At 56.6% G+C, this 18083-nt stretch carries 12 protein-coding genes and 1 riboswitch; of the genes, 11 read left to right on the top strand and 1 reads right to left on the bottom strand.

The window, feature by feature from the left end:
* The first annotated feature begins 6 nt into the window (after window positions 1–6).
* Window positions 7–95: riboswitch (cyclic di-GMP riboswitch) on the top strand.
* Window positions 96–171: 76 nt separating this feature from the next.
* Window positions 172–1962 carry a methyl-accepting chemotaxis protein gene (locus MOST_RS10335; protein WP_054937782.1) on the top strand — a complete coding sequence of 597 codons (1791 nt, stop codon included), beginning with the start codon at window positions 172–174 and terminating at the stop codon, window positions 1960–1962.
* A 60-nt stretch (window positions 1963–2022) separates the two neighbouring features.
* Here the strand turns inward: MOST_RS10335 and MOST_RS10330 are convergent, their stop codons facing one another.
* A complete protein-coding gene (locus MOST_RS10330) occupies window positions 2023–2184 on the bottom strand; it encodes a DUF1540 domain-containing protein (protein ID WP_106007125.1) in 162 nt (53 codons plus the stop codon).
* A 190-nt stretch (window positions 2185–2374) separates the two neighbouring features.
* On the opposite strand from MOST_RS10330, the gene MOST_RS10325 reads away from it, so the two are divergent.
* From MOST_RS10325 to MOST_RS10280, 10 genes are all read left to right on the top strand, one after another.
* Entirely contained in the window at window positions 2375–2863 is a 489-nt protein-coding gene (locus tag MOST_RS10325; RefSeq protein WP_054937783.1) for a chemotaxis protein CheW, read from the top strand.
* The gene (locus MOST_RS10320; protein WP_054937784.1) at window positions 2860–4908 is read left to right on the top strand and encodes a chemotaxis protein CheA; all 2049 of its coding nucleotides are present in this window, start codon (window positions 2860–2862) and stop codon (window positions 4906–4908) included. Before MOST_RS10325 ends, MOST_RS10320 begins: the two co-directional genes overlap by 4 nt.
* Window positions 4892–5944: a protein-glutamate methylesterase/protein-glutamine glutaminase gene (locus tag MOST_RS10315; protein WP_106007124.1), complete on the top strand. Its 1053-nt coding sequence runs from the start codon at window positions 4892–4894 to the stop codon at window positions 5942–5944. The genes MOST_RS10320 and MOST_RS10315 overlap by 17 nt, the downstream gene beginning before the upstream one ends.
* A 214-nt stretch (window positions 5945–6158) precedes the next feature.
* Window positions 6159–6449: a flagellar biosynthesis anti-sigma factor FlgM gene (flgM, locus tag MOST_RS10310; protein ID WP_054937786.1), complete on the top strand. Its 291-nt coding sequence runs from the start codon at window positions 6159–6161 to the stop codon at window positions 6447–6449.
* Window positions 6446–6865 carry a flagellar protein FlgN gene (locus MOST_RS10305; protein ID WP_054937787.1) on the top strand — a complete coding sequence of 140 codons (420 nt, stop codon included), beginning with the start codon at window positions 6446–6448 and terminating at the stop codon, window positions 6863–6865. Before flgM ends, MOST_RS10305 begins: the two co-directional genes overlap by 4 nt.
* Window positions 6866–6978: 113 nt before the next feature.
* Window positions 6979–8394, top strand: coding sequence for a flagellar hook-associated protein FlgK (gene flgK / locus MOST_RS10300; RefSeq protein WP_054937788.1), 1416 nt, complete (start codon window positions 6979–6981; stop codon window positions 8392–8394).
* Between the two features lie 46 nt (window positions 8395–8440).
* Window positions 8441–9373: a flagellar hook-associated protein FlgL gene (gene flgL, locus MOST_RS10295; RefSeq protein ID WP_054937789.1), complete on the top strand. Its 933-nt coding sequence runs from the start codon at window positions 8441–8443 to the stop codon at window positions 9371–9373.
* Window positions 9374–9436: 63 nt separating this feature from the next.
* Window positions 9437–14230: an IPT/TIG domain-containing protein gene (locus MOST_RS10290; RefSeq protein ID WP_054937790.1), complete on the top strand. Its 4794-nt coding sequence runs from the start codon at window positions 9437–9439 to the stop codon at window positions 14228–14230.
* A 2-nt stretch (window positions 14231–14232) separates the two neighbouring features.
* Window positions 14233–15462 (top strand): IPT/TIG domain-containing protein, encoded by a 1230-nt coding sequence (locus tag MOST_RS10285; RefSeq protein ID WP_054937791.1) that lies wholly within the window; start codon window positions 14233–14235, stop codon window positions 15460–15462.
* 3 nt (window positions 15463–15465) lie between these two features.
* Window positions 15466–18009, top strand: a complete 2544-nt coding sequence (locus tag MOST_RS10280) for an S-layer homology domain-containing protein (RefSeq protein ID WP_054937792.1) — start codon at window positions 15466–15468, stop codon at window positions 18007–18009.
* The last annotated feature ends 74 nt before the right edge of the window (window positions 18010–18083 follow it).

The raw sequence follows: 18083 nt of genomic DNA, 5'->3' as shown, positions 1-18083 counted from the left end.
AAAATTTCCCCGAAAAGGCAAACCTGCCGAAAGGCAGGGGCGCAAAGCTACAGGGTCTAAAGCCCGGTTGCGGGCCAGGACAGCCAGTTGCCGCGGGTGGGACGGGGCTACCCAGGGGGTAGCCTTTATTATTTATTTTATTAAACTAAACCGGAGGAGGGGTTTCCTTTTATGCGCTTGCACTTATTTAAGAAAAAAGGCCGGGCAGGAGAACCGGGAGATCAAGGGCCGGCCAGAGCGTTCCGCCCGGGGAAGGCCCGGGCAAGGTTTTTCAGCCGCTGGCGGCTGGGGGCTAAATTAACAGCCGGCTTTATCCTTATCATCGCCATATTTGTCGCCGTGGTAGTCTACGTCAATTTTAATCTCCAGCAGGTAGACCGGCTTTCCAGGGAAGTAACCCTTGCCCATGAGCAGAACATGCTCTTTACCGAGATGACCAATGCTATCTGGGATGCCTACCGCCGGGCCACCGATTACATAATCAACGGTTCCCAGACCCACGTCCTGGGTTTCGACGATGCCCTGAAGCGTTTCCATGATGCCCGGACCCGGCTGGAAGAACAAGAGCTCGACAGCCAGACGGCCGGGTATCTCGCGGCCATGACCCAGGCCTCCAAGAGTTTTACTGATACCTTCAAGAACAGCATCGTAAACACCAGCCGGGAAGACCGCATGGCGGCCCTGCCTATTTTGAGCTTCCAGATGGGGGCTTCCCTGGATAATATCAATAATATCGGCAACCACATGGCCAAAGAGATGACCGAGAAGAACGCTCTCGCCGAGGCCCAGCTAACGGCAGCCATCAGGCGGGCCCAGGCAACTTTGCTTGGCGGTTTACTCCTGGCCCTGGTCCTGGGCCTGCTGGTAGCGTGGTTTATCAGCCGTATGGTCGGCAAGTCCCTGGGCCAGGTGGCAGCCTACGCTACCCGGATCGCCGACGGCGATCTCACCGCCGAACCCCTTCATGTTATAACCAAAGATGAAGTTGGTAAGCTGGCCGCCGCGTTCAACACCATGGGAGAAAACCTGCGCCAGGTTATCGGCCAGGTACGGGATATGACTAACCAGGTAGCCTCGGCCAGCCAGGACCTGGCCCGCATGTCCCAGGAACTGGGGGACGCCGCCCGCCAGGTGGCGGCCACCACCCAGGAAATGGCCAAAGGCGCCGAAGACCAGGCCCAGCAGGTCAGCGAGACGGCGGCAGCGACTGACGCCCAGGTGACCAGGGTGGAAGAAGTCCACCGCAACACCGAGGATATGGCGGCCGCCTCCGACCAGGCCGCGGCTAAAGCCAGCGAAGGTGCCCGGGCGGTAGCCGAAGCTACCCAGCAGATGGAGGCCATCTCCAGGCGCATGGACAGCCTGGCCCTGGCAGTAGGCGAGCTGGGAGCCCGTTCCCAGCAGATTGGCCAGATTGTAGGTGTTATCTCTGGCATTGCCGAGCAGACCAATCTCCTGGCCCTGAATGCGGCCATTGAAGCGGCCCGGGCCGGGGAACAGGGACGCGGCTTTGCCGTCGTGGCCGACGAAGTGCGGAAACTGGCTGAGCAGTCAGCTGAAGCCACCAAGCAGATTGTCGGCCTGATACAGGAGATCCAGCGGGAGACAGAGCGTGTGGTCAACAGCATGGCCGAAGGCTCCCGGGATGTCCGCCAGGGTACGGAAGTGGTTACCCGCACGGGTATAGCCTTTGCCGCCATTGAACAGTCCATCCAGACCCTGGTCAGCAAGATCAAGAATGTGGCCGGCAAGGCGGATGAAATGTATGAGGGTTCCCGCCAGGTCAAAGGCCGGGTCGAAAGTATAGCTGCCGGTATTGAAGAAATGGCTGCCAGCACCCAGCAGGTTTCCGCCTCCACGGAAGAGCAGACGGCAGCAGTGGACCAGATTAGCCAGGCGGCCCAGCAGCTGGCTGCAGCCGCAGGTAACCTCGAAAGGGCTGTGGCCCGGTTCAAGCTATAATAGTTAAGCGAGGTCATTCAAACCTGCCGGTTTACCGGCTTCCTGCTTCCAACTTCCAATCTATGCCCGGGCCTGGAAGGTTTCGCACTCGGTATCGCGGTCGTTGTGGGCGCTGGAGTTATTCGGCGCCCCCTGGACGGCCACGGTAATACTGCCGGCGTGGCAAGCGCCATCCTGCCAGTAGATGCAGTTGGCCACCCGACACTTGACTTTAAGAGGCATATTCAATACTCCTTTCATTAATTCATAACCAGGAGGGCTAGAAACGGCCTGAACGCCAGGTCGCAAAGGCCAGGCTTATTCCCGGTAACTTTTAGCTTGGTCAACGGGGGGCAAAAATATGCCTGCTCCCAGAGGAATTTGCCTTGCAATGCAGAATTTACCTATGAGGTAATAGAAGGGTGGGATATTAATGGCAACGGAAACAGCAGCGGAAATCCAGCTGGTGGTCTTCCAGCTGGCCGGTGAAACTTACGGCGTTGATATTAACCACGTCCAGGAAATCATCCGTATGCAAAGCATTACCCAGATTCCCAGGACACCGGTTTTTATCGAAGGGGTAATCAACTTACGCGGCCGCATCATCCCGGTCATTGACCTCCATAAACGCTTTGACCTGCCGCGGGCTGAGCTCACGAATAACACCCGCATTATGGTGGTGGAGCTGGGCCAAGTGACGGTGGGCATGATTGTCGATTCCGTTTCCGAAGTCCTGCGCCTGCCGGCTGCCAGCATTGAGCCGCCGCCTCCCATGATCAGCGGCATTGATGTGGCCTATCTTAAGGGCGTGGGCAAGTGGAATGAGCGGTTGATTATTCTCCTGGACCTGGACCGGGTGCTGCGGGAAAGTGAACAGCGCCAACTGCAGCAGGAAATAGCTGCCGGGGTGGATTCAAGATGAGCGAGCTGGATATGTCCCAGTACCTGGGTATTTTCCTCGATGAAGCCGGGGAGCAGCTTCAGCAGCTGGATGAAGCCATTGTCAAGCTGGAGCAAACTCCCGAGGATCTTGACCTGTTAAACACCATCTTCCGGGCGGCCCATACCCTGAAGGGCTCTTCAGCATCAATGGGTTTTAACCGCCTGGCCACCCTCACCCATCGCATGGAGAGCGTCCTTGATCTCTTACGCCAGGGGAAGCTCGCCGTTTCCCGGGAGATCATTGACATCCTCCTGGCCAGCCTGGACAGACTGCGAGTGCTAAAAGACAGCATTGCTGCCGGCAACGGGGATGAGGGTGAGGTGGGAGAAATAGTTACCCGGCTGGAAGCCGTCCTGGCCGGCGAGGCGGGGGCCAGTCCCCGGGACAAGGCACCTGGCAGCGAGACCCTCACCCTCGACGACATTGAACAGAATGTCATCCGCGCAGCTCAAGTGAAGGGTTTCCAGGCCTATGAGATCCGGGTGCAGCTCGAAGAAGGCTGCCAGATGAAGGCTGCCCGGGCCTACCTGGTCTTCAACAACCTCAAGGAGGCCGGCGAGGTCATCAAAAGCGTTCCCCACACCCAGGATTTGGAAGCCGAGAAATTTGAGGATACCTTTACCCTGGCCTTTGTCAGCCGGGAAGATGCCGACACCCTGGCCAATATCGTCAAGTCCATATCAGAAATCAAAAATGTAACGGTGCGGCCTATTAGCCTGGAGGAAGACCGGCTGGCGGCAGCTGAAGTTTCTGCCCTTGAGCAGGAGAATGGTAGCCTTGCCGCCAGGGCAAATAGCAAGTCGGGTGAGCAACGCATTACCCAGACAGTCCGGGTAGATGTCCAGCGCCTGGAAAACCTCATGAACCTGGTTGGTGAACTGGTCATTGACCGTACCCGCCTGGCCGAAGTGGGCAATGGGTTGAAGGCCCGCCTGGGCAACGAAGAACTCCTGGAAACCCTGGAAGAAGTCTCCCTGCACATTGGCCGCATTACCTCCGACCTCCAGGAAGAGATCATGAAGGCCCGCATGTTCCCCGTTGACCAGGTCTTTAACCGCTTCCCCCGCATGGTCCGGGACCTGGCCCGGAAGGCCGGCAAGGAGATCGACTTTATTATTGAAGGCCGGGAAACGGAGCTGGACCGGACGGTTATCGAGGAAATCGGCGATCCCCTCATCCACCTGCTGCGCAACGCCATTGATCACGGCATTGAAGCCCCGGAAGCAAGGCTGAAGGCCGGCAAGCCCCGGCACGGTACGGTTCGCCTGCGGGCCTTCCACCAGGAAAACCAGATTGTCATTACCGTAGAAGACGACGGCGCCGGTATGGATCCGGAAAAAATAAAAGCCAGGGCTGTGGCTAAAGGGCTGATCAGCCGTGAGGCGGCCGCCAGGCTGGGTCACCGGGAAGCCCTGGATCTTATCTTCCTACCGGGCCTTTCGACATCAGAGAAAGTTACCGATGTTTCCGGCCGCGGCGTGGGCATGGATATCGTCCGTAACCATATTGAAAAGATCAACGGCACCATTGACATCCGCACCACCCCCGGCAAGGGAACGTGTTTCACCATTAAGCTGCCCCTGACCCTGGCCATTAACCGTTCCCTCCTGGTCCAGGTGGGCGGGCGGGTTTATGCCTTCCCCCTGGCCAATGTGGTCGAAATTATCGCCATCACCCCCGCCGACATCCAGCACGTCCACCGCCAGCAGGTGGTAGTCGTCCGTGGCCGGGTGCTGCCCCTCATTTACCTGGGCCAGGCCCTGGGCCTGGCCAGGGCTATGCCGGCGGGAGAAAATTATGCCGTAGTTATAGTAGGCCTGGCGGAAAAACAGATCGGTTTTATTGTCGACAACCTCATCGGCGAGCAGGAGATTGTCATCAAATCCCTGGGGAATTTTATTGGCAAGATACCGGGCATTGCCGGGGCTACCATCATGGGCGATGGCAGTGTGGCCCTGATCTTAGATGTCCGCAGCCTGGTGGATAACCTGGGGGTGGAGGCGAGCCGTGAACTGGCCGGTTAAGGTCCTGGTCGTCGACGATTCCGCCTTTAGCCGGCGGCTGCTGATGGACATCTTAAAAGCCGATCCCGGTATTCAGGTAGTGGGTTATGCCCGTAATGGCGAGGAAGCCCTGGAAAAAGTCGCTTCCCTGCAGCCGCAGGTCGTAACCCTGGACCTGGAAATGCCGGTCATGGATGGCCTGGCGACACTGAAAAGCCTCATGGCCAGCAGTCCGGTGGCTGTCATCATGCTGTCCGCCCATACGGCCGCCGGGGCTGAGGTGACCATTAAAGCCCTGGAGCTGGGGGCCGTAGATTTTGTCCTGAAGCCGGCAAAATCCGGGGACATAAAAGAGCTGGCCAGGATCTTACCGGAAAAAATTAAGGCTGCGGCCAGGGTACCGGTAGGGCGTCTCTGCCGGGGTAAACCTTGCCGGGAAATTATCCCGGCACCTTTTATTTCTCCCCGGCAGGGCCAGGTAGAGGTTGTCGCCATTGGCACCTCCACAGGAGGGCCGGCGGCCCTGCAGCAGGTCCTGACGGCACTGCCCGGCGACCTGCCTGCCGGTATAGTGATTGTGCAACACATGCCCCCGGGTTTTACCGGCCCCCTGGCCCGGCGCTTAAATGAACTGGCCGCCCTGGAAATCAGGGAGGCGGCAGCAGGGGATGTTGTCCGGCCCGGCCTGGCCCTCATCGCCCCGGCCGGCAAACAAATGCTCCTGGAAAGGCACGCGGGCAGCGTCCAGGTGCAGCTGGCCGCAGAGGCCGAAGTGCCTACTCTCTTTAAGCCCTCGGTAGACGTGCTCATGCTCTCCGTAGCCAGGGTATATGGTCCCAGGAGCCTGGGGGTAATACTCACTGGTATGGGGAACGATGGCGTCCGGGGCCTCAAGGCTATTAAGGAGCGGGGCGGCCAGGTTTTAGCCCAGGATGAAGGGACCTGTATCGTCTATGGCATGCCACGGGCAGCGGTGGAAGCCGGCCTGGCCGACCAGGTGCTGCCCCTGCCGGCTATAGCCGGGGCTATTGTATCCTTAGTTGCTCCTCGCCCTTAACATGTAATGCTTGGAGCGGAGGTTAAATTATACTTTATTTAACTATGGTTTATAAAACGGAGTGGGTACGGAGTGGATACGGAGATGGTAGGGTTTTGCTGTTAAGTTTGATTTAAATCTATGATATTTGCCTGTTGCCGGCCGGGTAAAGTTCATTGCCGACTTGCCGATATAGAGACTAGAGACAAAAAACATCTATCAGGGGTGTAAGGGCTTGAAGATAACAGGACAGGGACCGGTATCCTGGAACCAGGTGCGCGCAGCTTACGAGCAGCCTGCCGGCGTTAAAGGGCAGGGACGGGTGGATAAAGCTCCCCCCAGCGCCGACACCGTCCAGCTTTCCGCGGGCAGCCAGCTCATCCGGGAATTAAAGGCCCGCCTGGAGGAAGTAAACGACACCCGCGCCGGCCGGGTAGAAGCCATCCGCGCCGCCCTGGCCGCAGGTACTTATAACGTATCGCTGGAAGAAGTGGCCGGCGCCATCTTGAAGGAGATGGGCCGGTGAGGGAGCTGGCCGACGTTCTACGGGATGAGCTGGCGGCGGTACGGGAACTCCTGGCCGTGGGCCGGCAGGAACAGGAAGCCCTGATGACCGACGATCTGGCCGGCATCCGGGCGGCTACCGGCCGGAAAGGGGAACTCGCCCGCCGTTTGGCCGTCCTGGAAGAGGAGCGGCAGCAGGTGATGGAGGCAAGCCCGGAGACAAGTGCGGCAGACCCACCTGCCTCCCGGGAAAACGGCCGTGAGGACGACGAGGTAAATCGCCTCCGCGACGCCCTCCGGCAGGCGGTGCGGGAGTTCCAGGAAATCAACGAGAGCAACCGCCTGCTGGCGCGCCAGTCCCTGGCCTACGTGCAGAAGATGCTCTCCCTGTTACTACCGGAAGGCTCAGGCCCCGGAATAATGGACCGGCTGGTCTAGCCGTTGCTTACCGGTGGCAGAGGGCCCGGTTGTACTTTCACGTTTGGCGGCCAGCCAACGATAACAGGACCGGCAAGGTGACTGCAAAAACTTCTAGCAGAGGGTGAAAAGGGGTGCCGGGAACCTTTTTCGGCTTCAATACCGCCCTGCGCGGCATGCAGGCCCAGCAGCGGGGCATTTACACGACTGCCCACAATATCGCCAACGCCAACACCGAGGGCTATACCCGCCAGCGGGTGGTCCTGGCCACCTTACCTGCCTATCCCGTCCCATCCATGAACCATCCTGGCGGTACAGGCTGGCAGATAGGTACCGGTGTCGACAGCCAGGAAACCCGCCGCCTGCGGGACGAATTTTTAGACACCCAAATCCGCCGGGAAACCGGCTCCCTGGGCCAGTGGGAACAGGTCCAGGATGTTTTAAAGCAGGTAGAGATCGTCTTCAACGAGCCCTCGGACACCGGCCTGAGCACTCTAATGAGCCAGTTCTGGGCCGCCTGGCAGGAACTCTCCAAGTACGCCGAAAGTTCCCCAGTAAGGACCACAGTGGTTGAAACGGCTAACGCTCTGGCGGAGGCCTTTAACCATAGTTTCCAGCAACTGGCGACCATTATGGACGATATCAATCAAACAGTCGAATTAAAGGTCACCGAAATAAATTCCCTGGCCCAGCAGATAGCCGACTTGAACGGCCAGATCAAAAATATTATTGCCGTCGGTGACCAGCCCAACGACCTCATGGACCAGCGGGATTTGCTGCTGGACAGGTTGAGCAAGATAATTGATTTTACTATTACAACATCTAGTAATGGTACCATTACCATCACATTAGGTGGTGGCGGAAACTTAGTAGAAGGGGTAGATGGCAGTACCATTCATGAACTTCAATCATCAGGTTCAGCTGTTAGTTGGGTAGAGGCCACTCAACCGGCTTTAAATATTTCTAATGGCGAGTTGTTTGGTTTACAAAAAGCCAAGAGTGAAGTAGATACTTATATAACAAATTTAGATACTTTGGTTAGCGAGCTGGCAACGGCTGTTAATAATATACATACCAGTGGAGATGATTTATCCGGAACAGCTGGAGAAAATTTTTTCGTTGCTAACGGTGGGGGGCCAATTACAGCAGGTAATATTCAAGTAAACCCCAACATTAAAACTAATGTTACCAAAATAGCAGCTGCAAGCAGTGGTGGAGGGCCAGGCGACGGGAGTAACGCCCTGGCCATAGCCCAGCTCCAACATGAGTTGATACCAGGTCTTTCCAACACAACCTTTGACGACTATTACAAAAACTTCACCGCCAAACTGGGCGTCGACGCCCACGAGGCCGTCCGTATGACCACCAACCAGGGCGTCCTGGTTGACCAGCTTACCAACCGCAAAGAATCCATATCCGGCGTCTCCCTGGACGAGGAAATGGCCAGCATGCTCCAGTACCAGCGGGCTTATGAAGCCGCGGCCAGGATGATTACCACCCTGGACAGCATGCTGGATAAAATCATCAATGGCATGGGTGTAACCCGTTAAACCCTTTTGTCCAGGAAAATTACCGTCCATTACGGGGTGAATAAAGGTGCGCATCACCAACCGCATGCTCAACAACAACGTCGTCCGCAACATTAACCGCAACCTGGAGATCATGTCCCGCACTCAGGAACAAATGTCTTCCGGCAAGGCCGTGAGCCGCCCCTCCGATGACCCCATAGTAGTCGCGCGGGTGCTGGCCTTTAAAACCTCCATCGCTGCCAACGACCAGTATAAAAAGAACATGGAAGACGCCCGCGGCTGGCTGGACGCCTCCGAAAGAGCCCTGGACATGGCCACCGCCACCCTGCAGCGCGCCCGCGAACTGGCCGTCTATGGCGCCAATGGCACCATGCCCGATGAATCCATGGAAGCCCTGGCAGCGGAAGTAGATCAGCTAATCGACGAGATGGTGCAGATAGGTAATACCTCTTATGGCGGTCGTTTTCTTTTTGCGGGTACTGATACACCTGAGGCGCCATTTGAAAGGATAACGGATAATACGGATCCTGAATTTCCTGTGAAATATAATGGCGATACCCAGAAGCTGGATTGGGAAGTAGCGCCTCAAGTGACTATAACCGTCAACGAAAACGGTAAGTATGTTTTCAATCAGGCCATTGATACAAATGGCGATAACACCGCTGATAAAGGTATTTTTAAGCTATTGTATGAACTCTACGAGGCATTAAAGAACCATAACAATACTCAAGTATCAAATACCCTGGGCCAGTTCGATCAAGCCATCGACCATCTCCTCGAGATCCGTGCCACCCTGGGCGCTAAGAGCAACCGCCTGGAGATGGCCACTTCCCGCTTAGATGATACCCAGATCGGCCTTACCAAAACCATGTCCAGCCTGGCAGATATCGACCTGGCCGAAACCGTCATGAATTATAAAAACCAGGAAAATGTCTACCGCGCTTCCCTGGCCACCGGCGCCATGGTCCTGCAACCGAGCTTGATTGATTATCTGCGTTAAAGTCCCTGGTGAAAGACGACCCACCTTTAGCGATCTAATCGCTGGGAAGGGGAGACAATCGTTATGAGCTTTAATTTAAAAAAGAGATTAGTATTGCTGCTGGCGATGGTAGCAATATTTTTTTCATGTGGCCAGGCCCTGGCAGCCGCGGCGCCGCAGATAACCAGTATTTCTCCCTCTAGTGGACCAATGACTGGTGGTACCTGGATTACCGTCAACGGCTCTAATTTTGCCGTTGGCGCTTATGTTTATTTTGGCGCTAACCCGGCGGCGGAAGTAATTTTTCGCAGCTCAAGCAAACTTGATGTTAAGACGCCTGCCAGCGCAATTTCCGGTTCAGTAGATGTCAAAGTTGTTAACCCGGACGGCCAGGAGAATGTCAAACTGGCAGGTTTTCGCTATGATCCGGTAGTAACCGAAGTAACGACAGCGGAAGGCCGGACAGGCAGCACCGTTGGCGGCCAGGCAGTTACCGTTAAGGGCGGCGGCTTTCAGAATAACCTGACCCTATATCTCGGTACTGGCCTGGCTACGGGAGTAACTGTTTCTTCCGACGGCACAACCATCACTGCCCTGACGCCACCGGGGTCGGTGGGGAAAGTAGCAGTTAAAGTGGTCAATCCTGATGGTGGTACCGGAATTTTACCGGCAACCGACGAAAAAACATTTGAGTACCGTTTGAGCCAGCCTGTCATCACCAGTGTTTCTCCCAATAGGGGCACCTGGATGGGCGGCACCGAAGTGACTATCAGGGGGCAGGAATTAAGTTCTACAGGCGTTGTCCGTTTTGGCGGTACTCCGGCTACTATTAAACAGGCCAACGGCATTACGGAACTGGTGGTGGTGACGCCGCGCGGTTCGGTGGGAATTCAGGATGTCACCATTACCAATCCCGATGGCCAGACAAGTACCGTAACTAATGACACCAAGTACGAATTTATTATCACGCCGGTTATCGATTCAATTACACCCAACTACGGCAGTCCCCTGGGCGGGACCACAGTAACCATTACCGGTAGTAATTTCCCGCCGGCAGGGCAGGTTGGCGTCACCTTCGGGGGTATAGAGGCCACAGTAACCGAGGTGACTTATGGATATATTAAAGTGAGCACCCCGGCCGGTGCCCCGGGTGCGGTGGATGTAGTAGTATATGACACGGCGGATACAGCTAAGGCTTACAGGGTATTTCAGGGTTTTACCTATGTGACCGAAATGAGCAGTCCAGCTATTACCACCATCAACCCTAACGCGGGCAGTAAAGACGGGGGTACGGAGGTTACCATTATTGGTAGCGATTTTCGCTCCGGCGTTGATGTCCCCCTTAAGGTCAAGTTTGGTAATATCTATGCGGAGCAGGTCACTGTAAAAAGTACTACCGAACTCTTAGTTATTACACCCCCAAGCCCGGTAACCGGGCCCGTAGATGTTACGGTGGAGAACCCTGATGGAGGAAAGTTTACTAAGCCCGACGGGTTTACCTACCTGGCGCCGGAACGGGTACTGTTGATAACTAGTGTCACTCCCAACCAGGGTTCAATGGAAGGAAATACGCCAATTACGGTTAATGGGGCCAATTTTATTAATCCTGGTGATCCTACTGTTGAAAGCATTGAACTCACTATTGGCGGTAATGCTGTAAAAAATCTCACCTGGGATCCCGATAACAAAGCATATAAAGCCGTTACACCTCCAGGTTATGGTACCCAAGATGTTATTTTAATAATAAAACGATGGCAGGATTCAAATTTAATCACTGAAAAGGCCATTTTAACCGGGGGGTTTACTTACAGGGTACCGGAAAGCCGGCCCAGTATTACTAAAGTAGAACCTGCCGGTGGCCCCCTCTCAGGTGGTACATTAATTACCATTACCGGCAGCGATTTCCGGGCGCCAAAAGCGGGGGAAACGGTACAGGTCTTTATTGGCAATTTGCCGGCTACTCAGGTCCGGGTAATTAGCGATACGCAAATTACGGCTGTTACCCCGCCTTCAGCCAATACCGGCATCAGGGATGTCACCGTTATCAACCCGGATCTGGCCACGGCGGTGCTTCCCAATGCCTTTACCTATGTGGCCAACACCATGACCATCGTCAGCGTAACACCTGACAAAGGCCCGGTGGACAGACCTACACCCATTACTATTACCGGCGCTAATTTTAACCAGGATAAGGACGAGCTGGGCAATATTAATATTGTAGTAGAAATAGGCACCCAGGAAGAGGGTTTTTTACCTGCTACCAACATTAACGTTAGCCAGGACGGTTCTACCATCACGGCAGAGACGCCCATTGCTACTGCCGGTACCAAGGACGTGGTGGTGCGCAACCGTTTTGGCAGCGCGACCCTGCCCCAATCATTTACCTATTATGTGCCGCCCAGCACACCGGAAATTACCGGAATAAATCCCTCGCTGGGGCCTACTACCGGGGGTACTCCTGTTACCATTTATGGGGACAGGTTCCAGGCTAAAGCCTCCGTTACCATTGGCGGAGCTACGGCTAGCCAGGTAGAGGTGGTAAGTCCTACCGAAATCCGCGCTATTACCCCGCCCGGCCAGCCCGGACCCCAGGATGTAACGGTCACCAATCCTGATGGCGGCCAAGTAACTCTCCCGGATGGATTTACTTACATCAGCCACCCGGTAATCAACAGCGTCTCGCCTGACCGGGGGAGTGCCGAGGGGGGTACGATTGTAACCCTGCGCGGTACCGATTTTTACCCCGCGATGCAAATGTATGTCGGCAGCATCACAGAAGTAGTTTATGGTACGGTAAGCGGTAGTGTGTACCAGCAGGTACCAGCGGCAGATATCCAGGTTATTGACCAGCAAACGGCAAAGGCCCGTCTCCCGGCATGGACGGCGGGGGGTATCGATCCCCAAAAAGGTTTAAAAGTAGACATTGCAGTGGTAAATACCGACGCCACTCTAAGCGAGGATGGCGGCAGTTTTATAGCCAGGGATATATTTACTTACTATCAGCCCTTAACCTCTCCCCGGGTGGACCAGGTTACACCCAATTTTGGGCCTGCCCAGGGCGGTAACGAAGTCCTCCTTACAGGTAGCGGTTTCCAGCCGGATGTAAAGGTCTATTTCGGCTGGGAAGAAGCCAGGGTATTGGAAGTAACTCCCAATCAGGTCCGGGTCAGCGCTCCGGCCAACACTCCCGGTTTATACGATGTTACGGTAGTCAATGTTTATGATACAGGCATTTTTGTCAAAGAACATGCCTACGAATACCGCCAGCCCTTGACTGCGCCCAGGATTACCGGTGTCTTCCCCTCTTATGGACCTGCTCAGGGCGGGACCCTCTTGACCATCAGCGGGGAATATTTCTGGCCGGGCGTGCGGGTGTTTATCGGGACTAACGAAGCCTTCCTTTATGTCGATAATGAAGGCAAAATAGTACCTAAAGAGCTGGGAACACGCATGATTAATCCCCTGGTAGCCTCTGGTGGAAAGGTTATCTATGTCCATACCCCTGAGGGACCAAAAGTAGGGGATACCTACCTGATAGGGCCGGTAGACGTTAATGTTGTCAATCCCGACGGAGGCAGTGCCACCTTACGCGGCGGGTTTACTTACAAACTGCCCGACAGCCGGCCGGCTATTACCAGCGTCAGCCCCGGAACAGGGACTACCAGGGGCGGTACCCCGGTAACCATTACCGGCAGCGATTTCCGGCCGGAGCTAAAGGTTTACTTTGGCGAGGTGGAGGCCATTGTTAAAAATATCACTCCCACTGCCATTGCTGCCGTCGCCCCGGTCCATGATGCCGGCCTGGTAGACGTCACGGTGGTAAATAAGGACGGCGGCGTTGCTACGGCTTACGGGGTTTTTGAGTACCGCGTGCCGGGAAGCGAACCGGTAATTAAAAGCCTCGACCCCCACGTGGGTAGTGTCCTGGGGGGGACAACGGTGACCATCAGCGGGGAAGATTTCCGGGACGGCGTTAAGATCTTCTTTGGCGGGGTAGAAGCCGCCAATGCCGTACGGGTTGATTACCAAACCATCACTGCCACCACGCCGCCGGGGCCGGCGGGAACGGTGGACGTTACGGTAGTCAATCCCGATGCCGGTTCTTATACCTTAAGCCGCGCCTTTACCTACCAGCGTTCGGTACCCCGGATCGATGCCGTCGTGCCGGAGCGCGGTCCAAGGGAAGGCGGCATTAAAGTAGTTATCCGCGGCGCCGACTTTATAGCGCCGGTGCAGGTCTATTTTGGCAGCGTGGCGGCGCCAGTCTACAGCGTCACCGAGGGCGGCACCATGATTGAAGTTGCCCTGCCACCTGCTGCCGGGGGTCGCCTGGGGGCAGTAGATGTTAAGGTCATCAACGGTGATGGCGCCGGGGCAGTGCGGCCAAAAACCTTTACCTATGTGCTTCCCGACAGCCAGCCGGTCATTACCGGTATTGAACCCGCCAGCGGCAGCACCCTGGGCGGCAACTGGGTGACCATCACCGGCGAGGACTTCCGCGAAGGCCCGGAAGTTTTCATCGGCGGCCAACCGGCCCTGGAGGTAAAACTGGTTGACGGGCAGACCCTGCGGGTGAAGATGCCGCCCCACAGCGAAGGCCCCAAAGATGTCACCGTGACCAACTATGATGGCGGCACGGCTACCCTCCTGGCGGCTTATACCTACAAACTACCGGGAAGCCAGCCGGTTATTAATAAGGTGGAGCCCAATCGAGGTCCCCAGGTGGGCGGGACGGCCATTACCGTGACCGGCCTGGACTTTCGCGAAGGGGTAAAGCTGTATGTCGGCGGCGCCCCGGCCGGGGATGTGCGCCGGGTGGATTACAAGACCATTACGGCGCTGACGCCGCCCGGGGGAGCGAAGGAACGGCCGATGTAACGGTGGTCAATCCCGACGAGGGTACCTATACCCTGGCTAAGGGCTTTACCTATTATCACGTAGAAGCGCCAGTTATTAGCTCTGTTAACCCCAACGAAGGACCGGCCACCGGCGGGACGGCCATCAGCATCAGCGGCAGCAAGTTTGCTCGGGGGGTAACCGTCCTGATCGGCGGTACACCGGCCCAGAACCTTGAAAGGGTGGACGATACCCTGATTAAAGCCACCACCCCGCCCGGAAGCACCGGGTGGCAGGAGTTGCGGGTCGTTAACCCCGACGGTGGCTGGAGTGCCCTGGCCCAGGGTTTTCGCTACCTTAAACCTCGTGGTGTACCTGAGGCGCCTCCATGGTTTACGGCTACGGTTAGTAACGACCATAAAATAAAATTAAGGTGGGGCGCGGCGGAATTCGCCAATGACTATGAAATCTGGGCAAGCAAGGTGCCGGGCGGGCCTTATACATTTTTAACCCGGACTAAGGATACGACCTTTTATAGCGAGGCCTTACCGGAAGAAGCGGGATATTTCTTCCGGGTGAGGGCAGTCAATGAGTTTGGCTATTCTGCCTTTACCGGGGAAGAATATGCCGACGCTGAGGAAGAGAACGACGAGGAAAACGAAAATGCCCAGGTAAGCAAAACGGAGGTTGTCATTAAACCTGTTGCCGGTACAGTGGAAGCCACTTTGAGCCAGGAGGGACTTTTGACCAGAGACTACCAGCTGGACCTGAACTCTTCCCACTATAATAACATTAAACAGTACGTTATCCGGGTGGCGGCCGGGACGGCCAGGCAGGCCAGCGGCACTTTAAGTATCCGCGCCGGGGATGTGACAGTGGCCCTGCCAGGTACCGCCCTGTTTAATGTCTACCGGAGCACCCTGGCCGGCTTTGACGAGCGGGATGCCTGGGTAGAGGTTATCCTGGCGGACCTGGGCCAGGCAGAGGCTGAAGCCGCTTTAAAAGAATTGCCCCGCGGGGCGCGGGTTATCTCCCGCGTCTGGAGCATCAAGCTCCAGGGGCGCACAGGGCGCCGTCTCCATCCCCAGCTTTATTTCCCGGCGGGAACCGTCCTGTCCTTTACCTCATTACCAGTAGCAGTCAGGAAACCCGTCATGTATTTCTTTACTCCCTATAGCGATAGATGGCAACCAGTGAGTACCCTGTATGCGCCCCAGGTTGCCCAACTGCGTTTACCGGGAAAATATGCCCTGGTTGATATGGGGGTACAGTAATTTATGTCAGGTTATAGATACTTTGTTGCCGTTCTTTGTTTACTGATGCTGGCAGGTTCGTTCATCCCGGTGGCCGCTGCTCAGGGGTTAACTAACCCGGGATTTGCCGGGACGGGTTTGCCGGGAGGTATGCTATCAAGCCCGGTTGCCAGTCAGCAGGAACTGGTTACCGGCCAGACCTTCTGGGGCTTGCCCTATCCGGAAGAGCGGCTGGCGGCAGTGCGCTTTACCGATACCCGCGGCCACTGGTCCTTTTTACCTGTCCTGCGCCTGGCGGCCCAGGGGATTATCCACGGCCGCGATGGGGGTTTGTTTGCTCCTGATGCGCCGGTAACCCGGGAAGAAGCTTTGAGCCTCCTGGCGCGGGCGGCGGGCTGGGAAGGGACAACCACTTCGCCGGCAGGAGGTTCATCTAATTCCCCCCTGGCCCTGGCCGCAGCCCGGGGCCTGTTAACGGACCAGGAAAAGGCTTTTACTGCAGCAGACTGGCAGTTGCCGGCCCGGCGCCAGGAGGTGGCGGCCTGGGTAGGACGGGCTCTAGGTCTTACCCCCATAGCCGGAGGGTTATATCCCTACCTGGCCGGTTTTACTGACGGGAATGAAGTAGATAGCCAGCTGGCGCCGTGGGTTGAAGCTGTCTTACAGCGGGGGTTAATGACTGGAGTGGCAGCAGGTACCTTTGCACCACAGCGGGCCATGACCCGGGCGGAAATGGCGGCCCTCCTGGACCGGGTAGATAACGATCTGGCCGGCCGTAGGGGTGCCCGGCGGGTCGAAGGCCAGGTTATGGAACGGACAGATACCTGGTTGGGTAACAGGGAACTGCTTATAACCCTGCGGGTAGCTACCTTTGCCGGTCCCATCATCAACCTGGAAATTAAAAAAGATGCTGGCGGGAATACCCTGGCTGATTTCCTCCTTTATAAAGACGGCCGCTTAACCCTGGGTCAAGAGTTGACTGGGGGCGAGGCAGTCCGGCTGATCCTCCAGGGGGAAAACGTCCTCCTGGCTGAAAGTACTGCCGGGCAGCAATACTTAAATGGCATGGTCCTGGCAGCCGGTGATAAAGAGTTGCTGCTGGTGGACGACCAGGGCCGGCAGTACCGCTATGGCCTCAGCCCCCACCTGGCAGCAGGAAGCGGGGGAGATAGCGGCGGCCCGCCCCTGCCGGGGCAGGTAGTTAACCTTGCGGTCCAGGATGGTACCGTTACCCGGATAGTCCCCCTGGATGGAACAGGCACGCCGGCTTACAGCCCGGGCGACACCAGGGTTGTTACCGGTTATCTGCGGGCGTCAGGGACTGATGCGATAGTAATAGTTAGTGCGGCCGGGAACGAAGAAACGGTCAAAATAACCGCGGCCACAGCCATTACCCGGTCCGGGCGCGCGATAATGCCCGGCGACTTGAAGACCGGTGACCCGGTCAAAGTCCAAGTTGATGCCGCCGGGCAGGCCCTTGAAATCCAGGTGGGGAACAGTACCGGCCGCCTGGGCAGGATATTAAAAGGAAAGTTGGACCAGGTAAATTTCTATGATAATAAGCTTGTCCTCCGGGATACCAGGGAGTTTTACTATGGCACCTGGCTACCTGGGGACCCACTTCGCGCCGTGAACCTGACCCGGGAGGCGGCAACTTCCCTGGCCGGTGCTTCCCGTGACCTGTTGGCACCCTATGGCCCTTATGCAGGTGAAGTGATTGTAGTCCTGGCAGGTGGTCCTCAAGGTGAGGTTGGAGTTAAGGCCATAAAGCTGGATAACTCTACAAGGTTATATGAGGGCTACCTGGATTTCCTCTCCCTGGGGGGCAGGGAAATACTGCTGGCCGGTGTAAGGGACCCTGTTACCTTTAACCAGGAGAGTATAATCATTAAAAACGGCCGGCAGGTTGAGGCAACCGACCTGGAGCCTGGCGATTACCTCTTTACGGTAGTGGAGCCGGTCCTCGGCGGTCGCCGGGCAGTAATGGTCTTCACGGAAGATATTTTACCCTCCTCCTGGCAACTCTACCGGGGGCGGATAGAATCCGTGGCTAAAGAGAGCTTCAGGCTGGAAGATGTGGAAGCGCTGGGTGGCGAGGCAGACCGGCCCTACGACTGGCAGGAAACAGACGATTATACCATGGAGTTCCAGCTGGCCTGGGAACCGGTAATTATGGGCCGCAACGGGCCTTTAAGCCGGGATGAGTTTACCACCGGCCGCTTTACCGGTGAGTATAATGGCTACCAGGTCTATACCCTGGTACGGGGTGAGGAGGCCCAGGGTCTCTTGCTCCTCCCCCCGAGTACAATTGGTCCCACCATGACCAGCCTGGGACGCCTGCAGGAAATCGACCAGGATAGCGGTCATTTAACGATAGCGGCCGTCCGGGACTGGAGCCCGGGCTACCGCAACTGGCAGAACCGGAACTATTCCCTGGAGGTTGAGGCCGGGAAGGCTCTGGTAATGAAGGGGAGGGCAATGGCCGCCCTGGAAGACCTGGCCCCTGGTGATAACGTCTATCTCATCCACGACCAGAAGCAGGCCCTGATGGTAGTGGTTATGGATTAGGGGATAACAACCTCCCCTTAAGTTCATGGCTGGCCGCTCCCCCAGGAGTTTGGTGCGAGCCAGACAATGCCAGC

The sequence above is a fragment of the Neomoorella stamsii genome (genome assembly GCF_002995805.1).
Taxonomy (GTDB): domain Bacteria; phylum Bacillota; class DSM-521; order Neomoorellales; family Neomoorellaceae; genus Neomoorella; species Neomoorella stamsii.
The sequence above is the reverse complement of the archived record's forward strand: the minus strand, read 5'-3'. Positions and strand labels throughout refer to the sequence as shown.

Excerpts from the sequence above, each read along its gene's own strand:
- MOST_RS10335 (WP_054937782.1), top strand. The coding sequence starts at position 172 with ATGCGCTTGCACTTATTTAAGAAAAAAGGCCGGGCAGGAGAACCGGGA.
- MOST_RS10330 (WP_106007125.1), bottom strand. The coding sequence starts at position 2,184 with ATGCCTCTTAAAGTCAAGTGTCGGGTGGCCAACTGCATCTACTGGCAG.
- MOST_RS10325 (WP_054937783.1), top strand. The coding sequence starts at position 2,375 with ATGGCAACGGAAACAGCAGCGGAAATCCAGCTGGTGGTCTTCCAGCTG.
- MOST_RS10320 (WP_054937784.1), top strand. The coding sequence starts at position 2,860 with ATGAGCGAGCTGGATATGTCCCAGTACCTGGGTATTTTCCTCGATGAA.
- MOST_RS10290 (WP_054937790.1), top strand. The coding sequence starts at position 9,437 with ATGAGCTTTAATTTAAAAAAGAGATTAGTATTGCTGCTGGCGATGGTA.
- MOST_RS10280 (WP_054937792.1), top strand. The coding sequence starts at position 15,466 with ATGTCAGGTTATAGATACTTTGTTGCCGTTCTTTGTTTACTGATGCTG.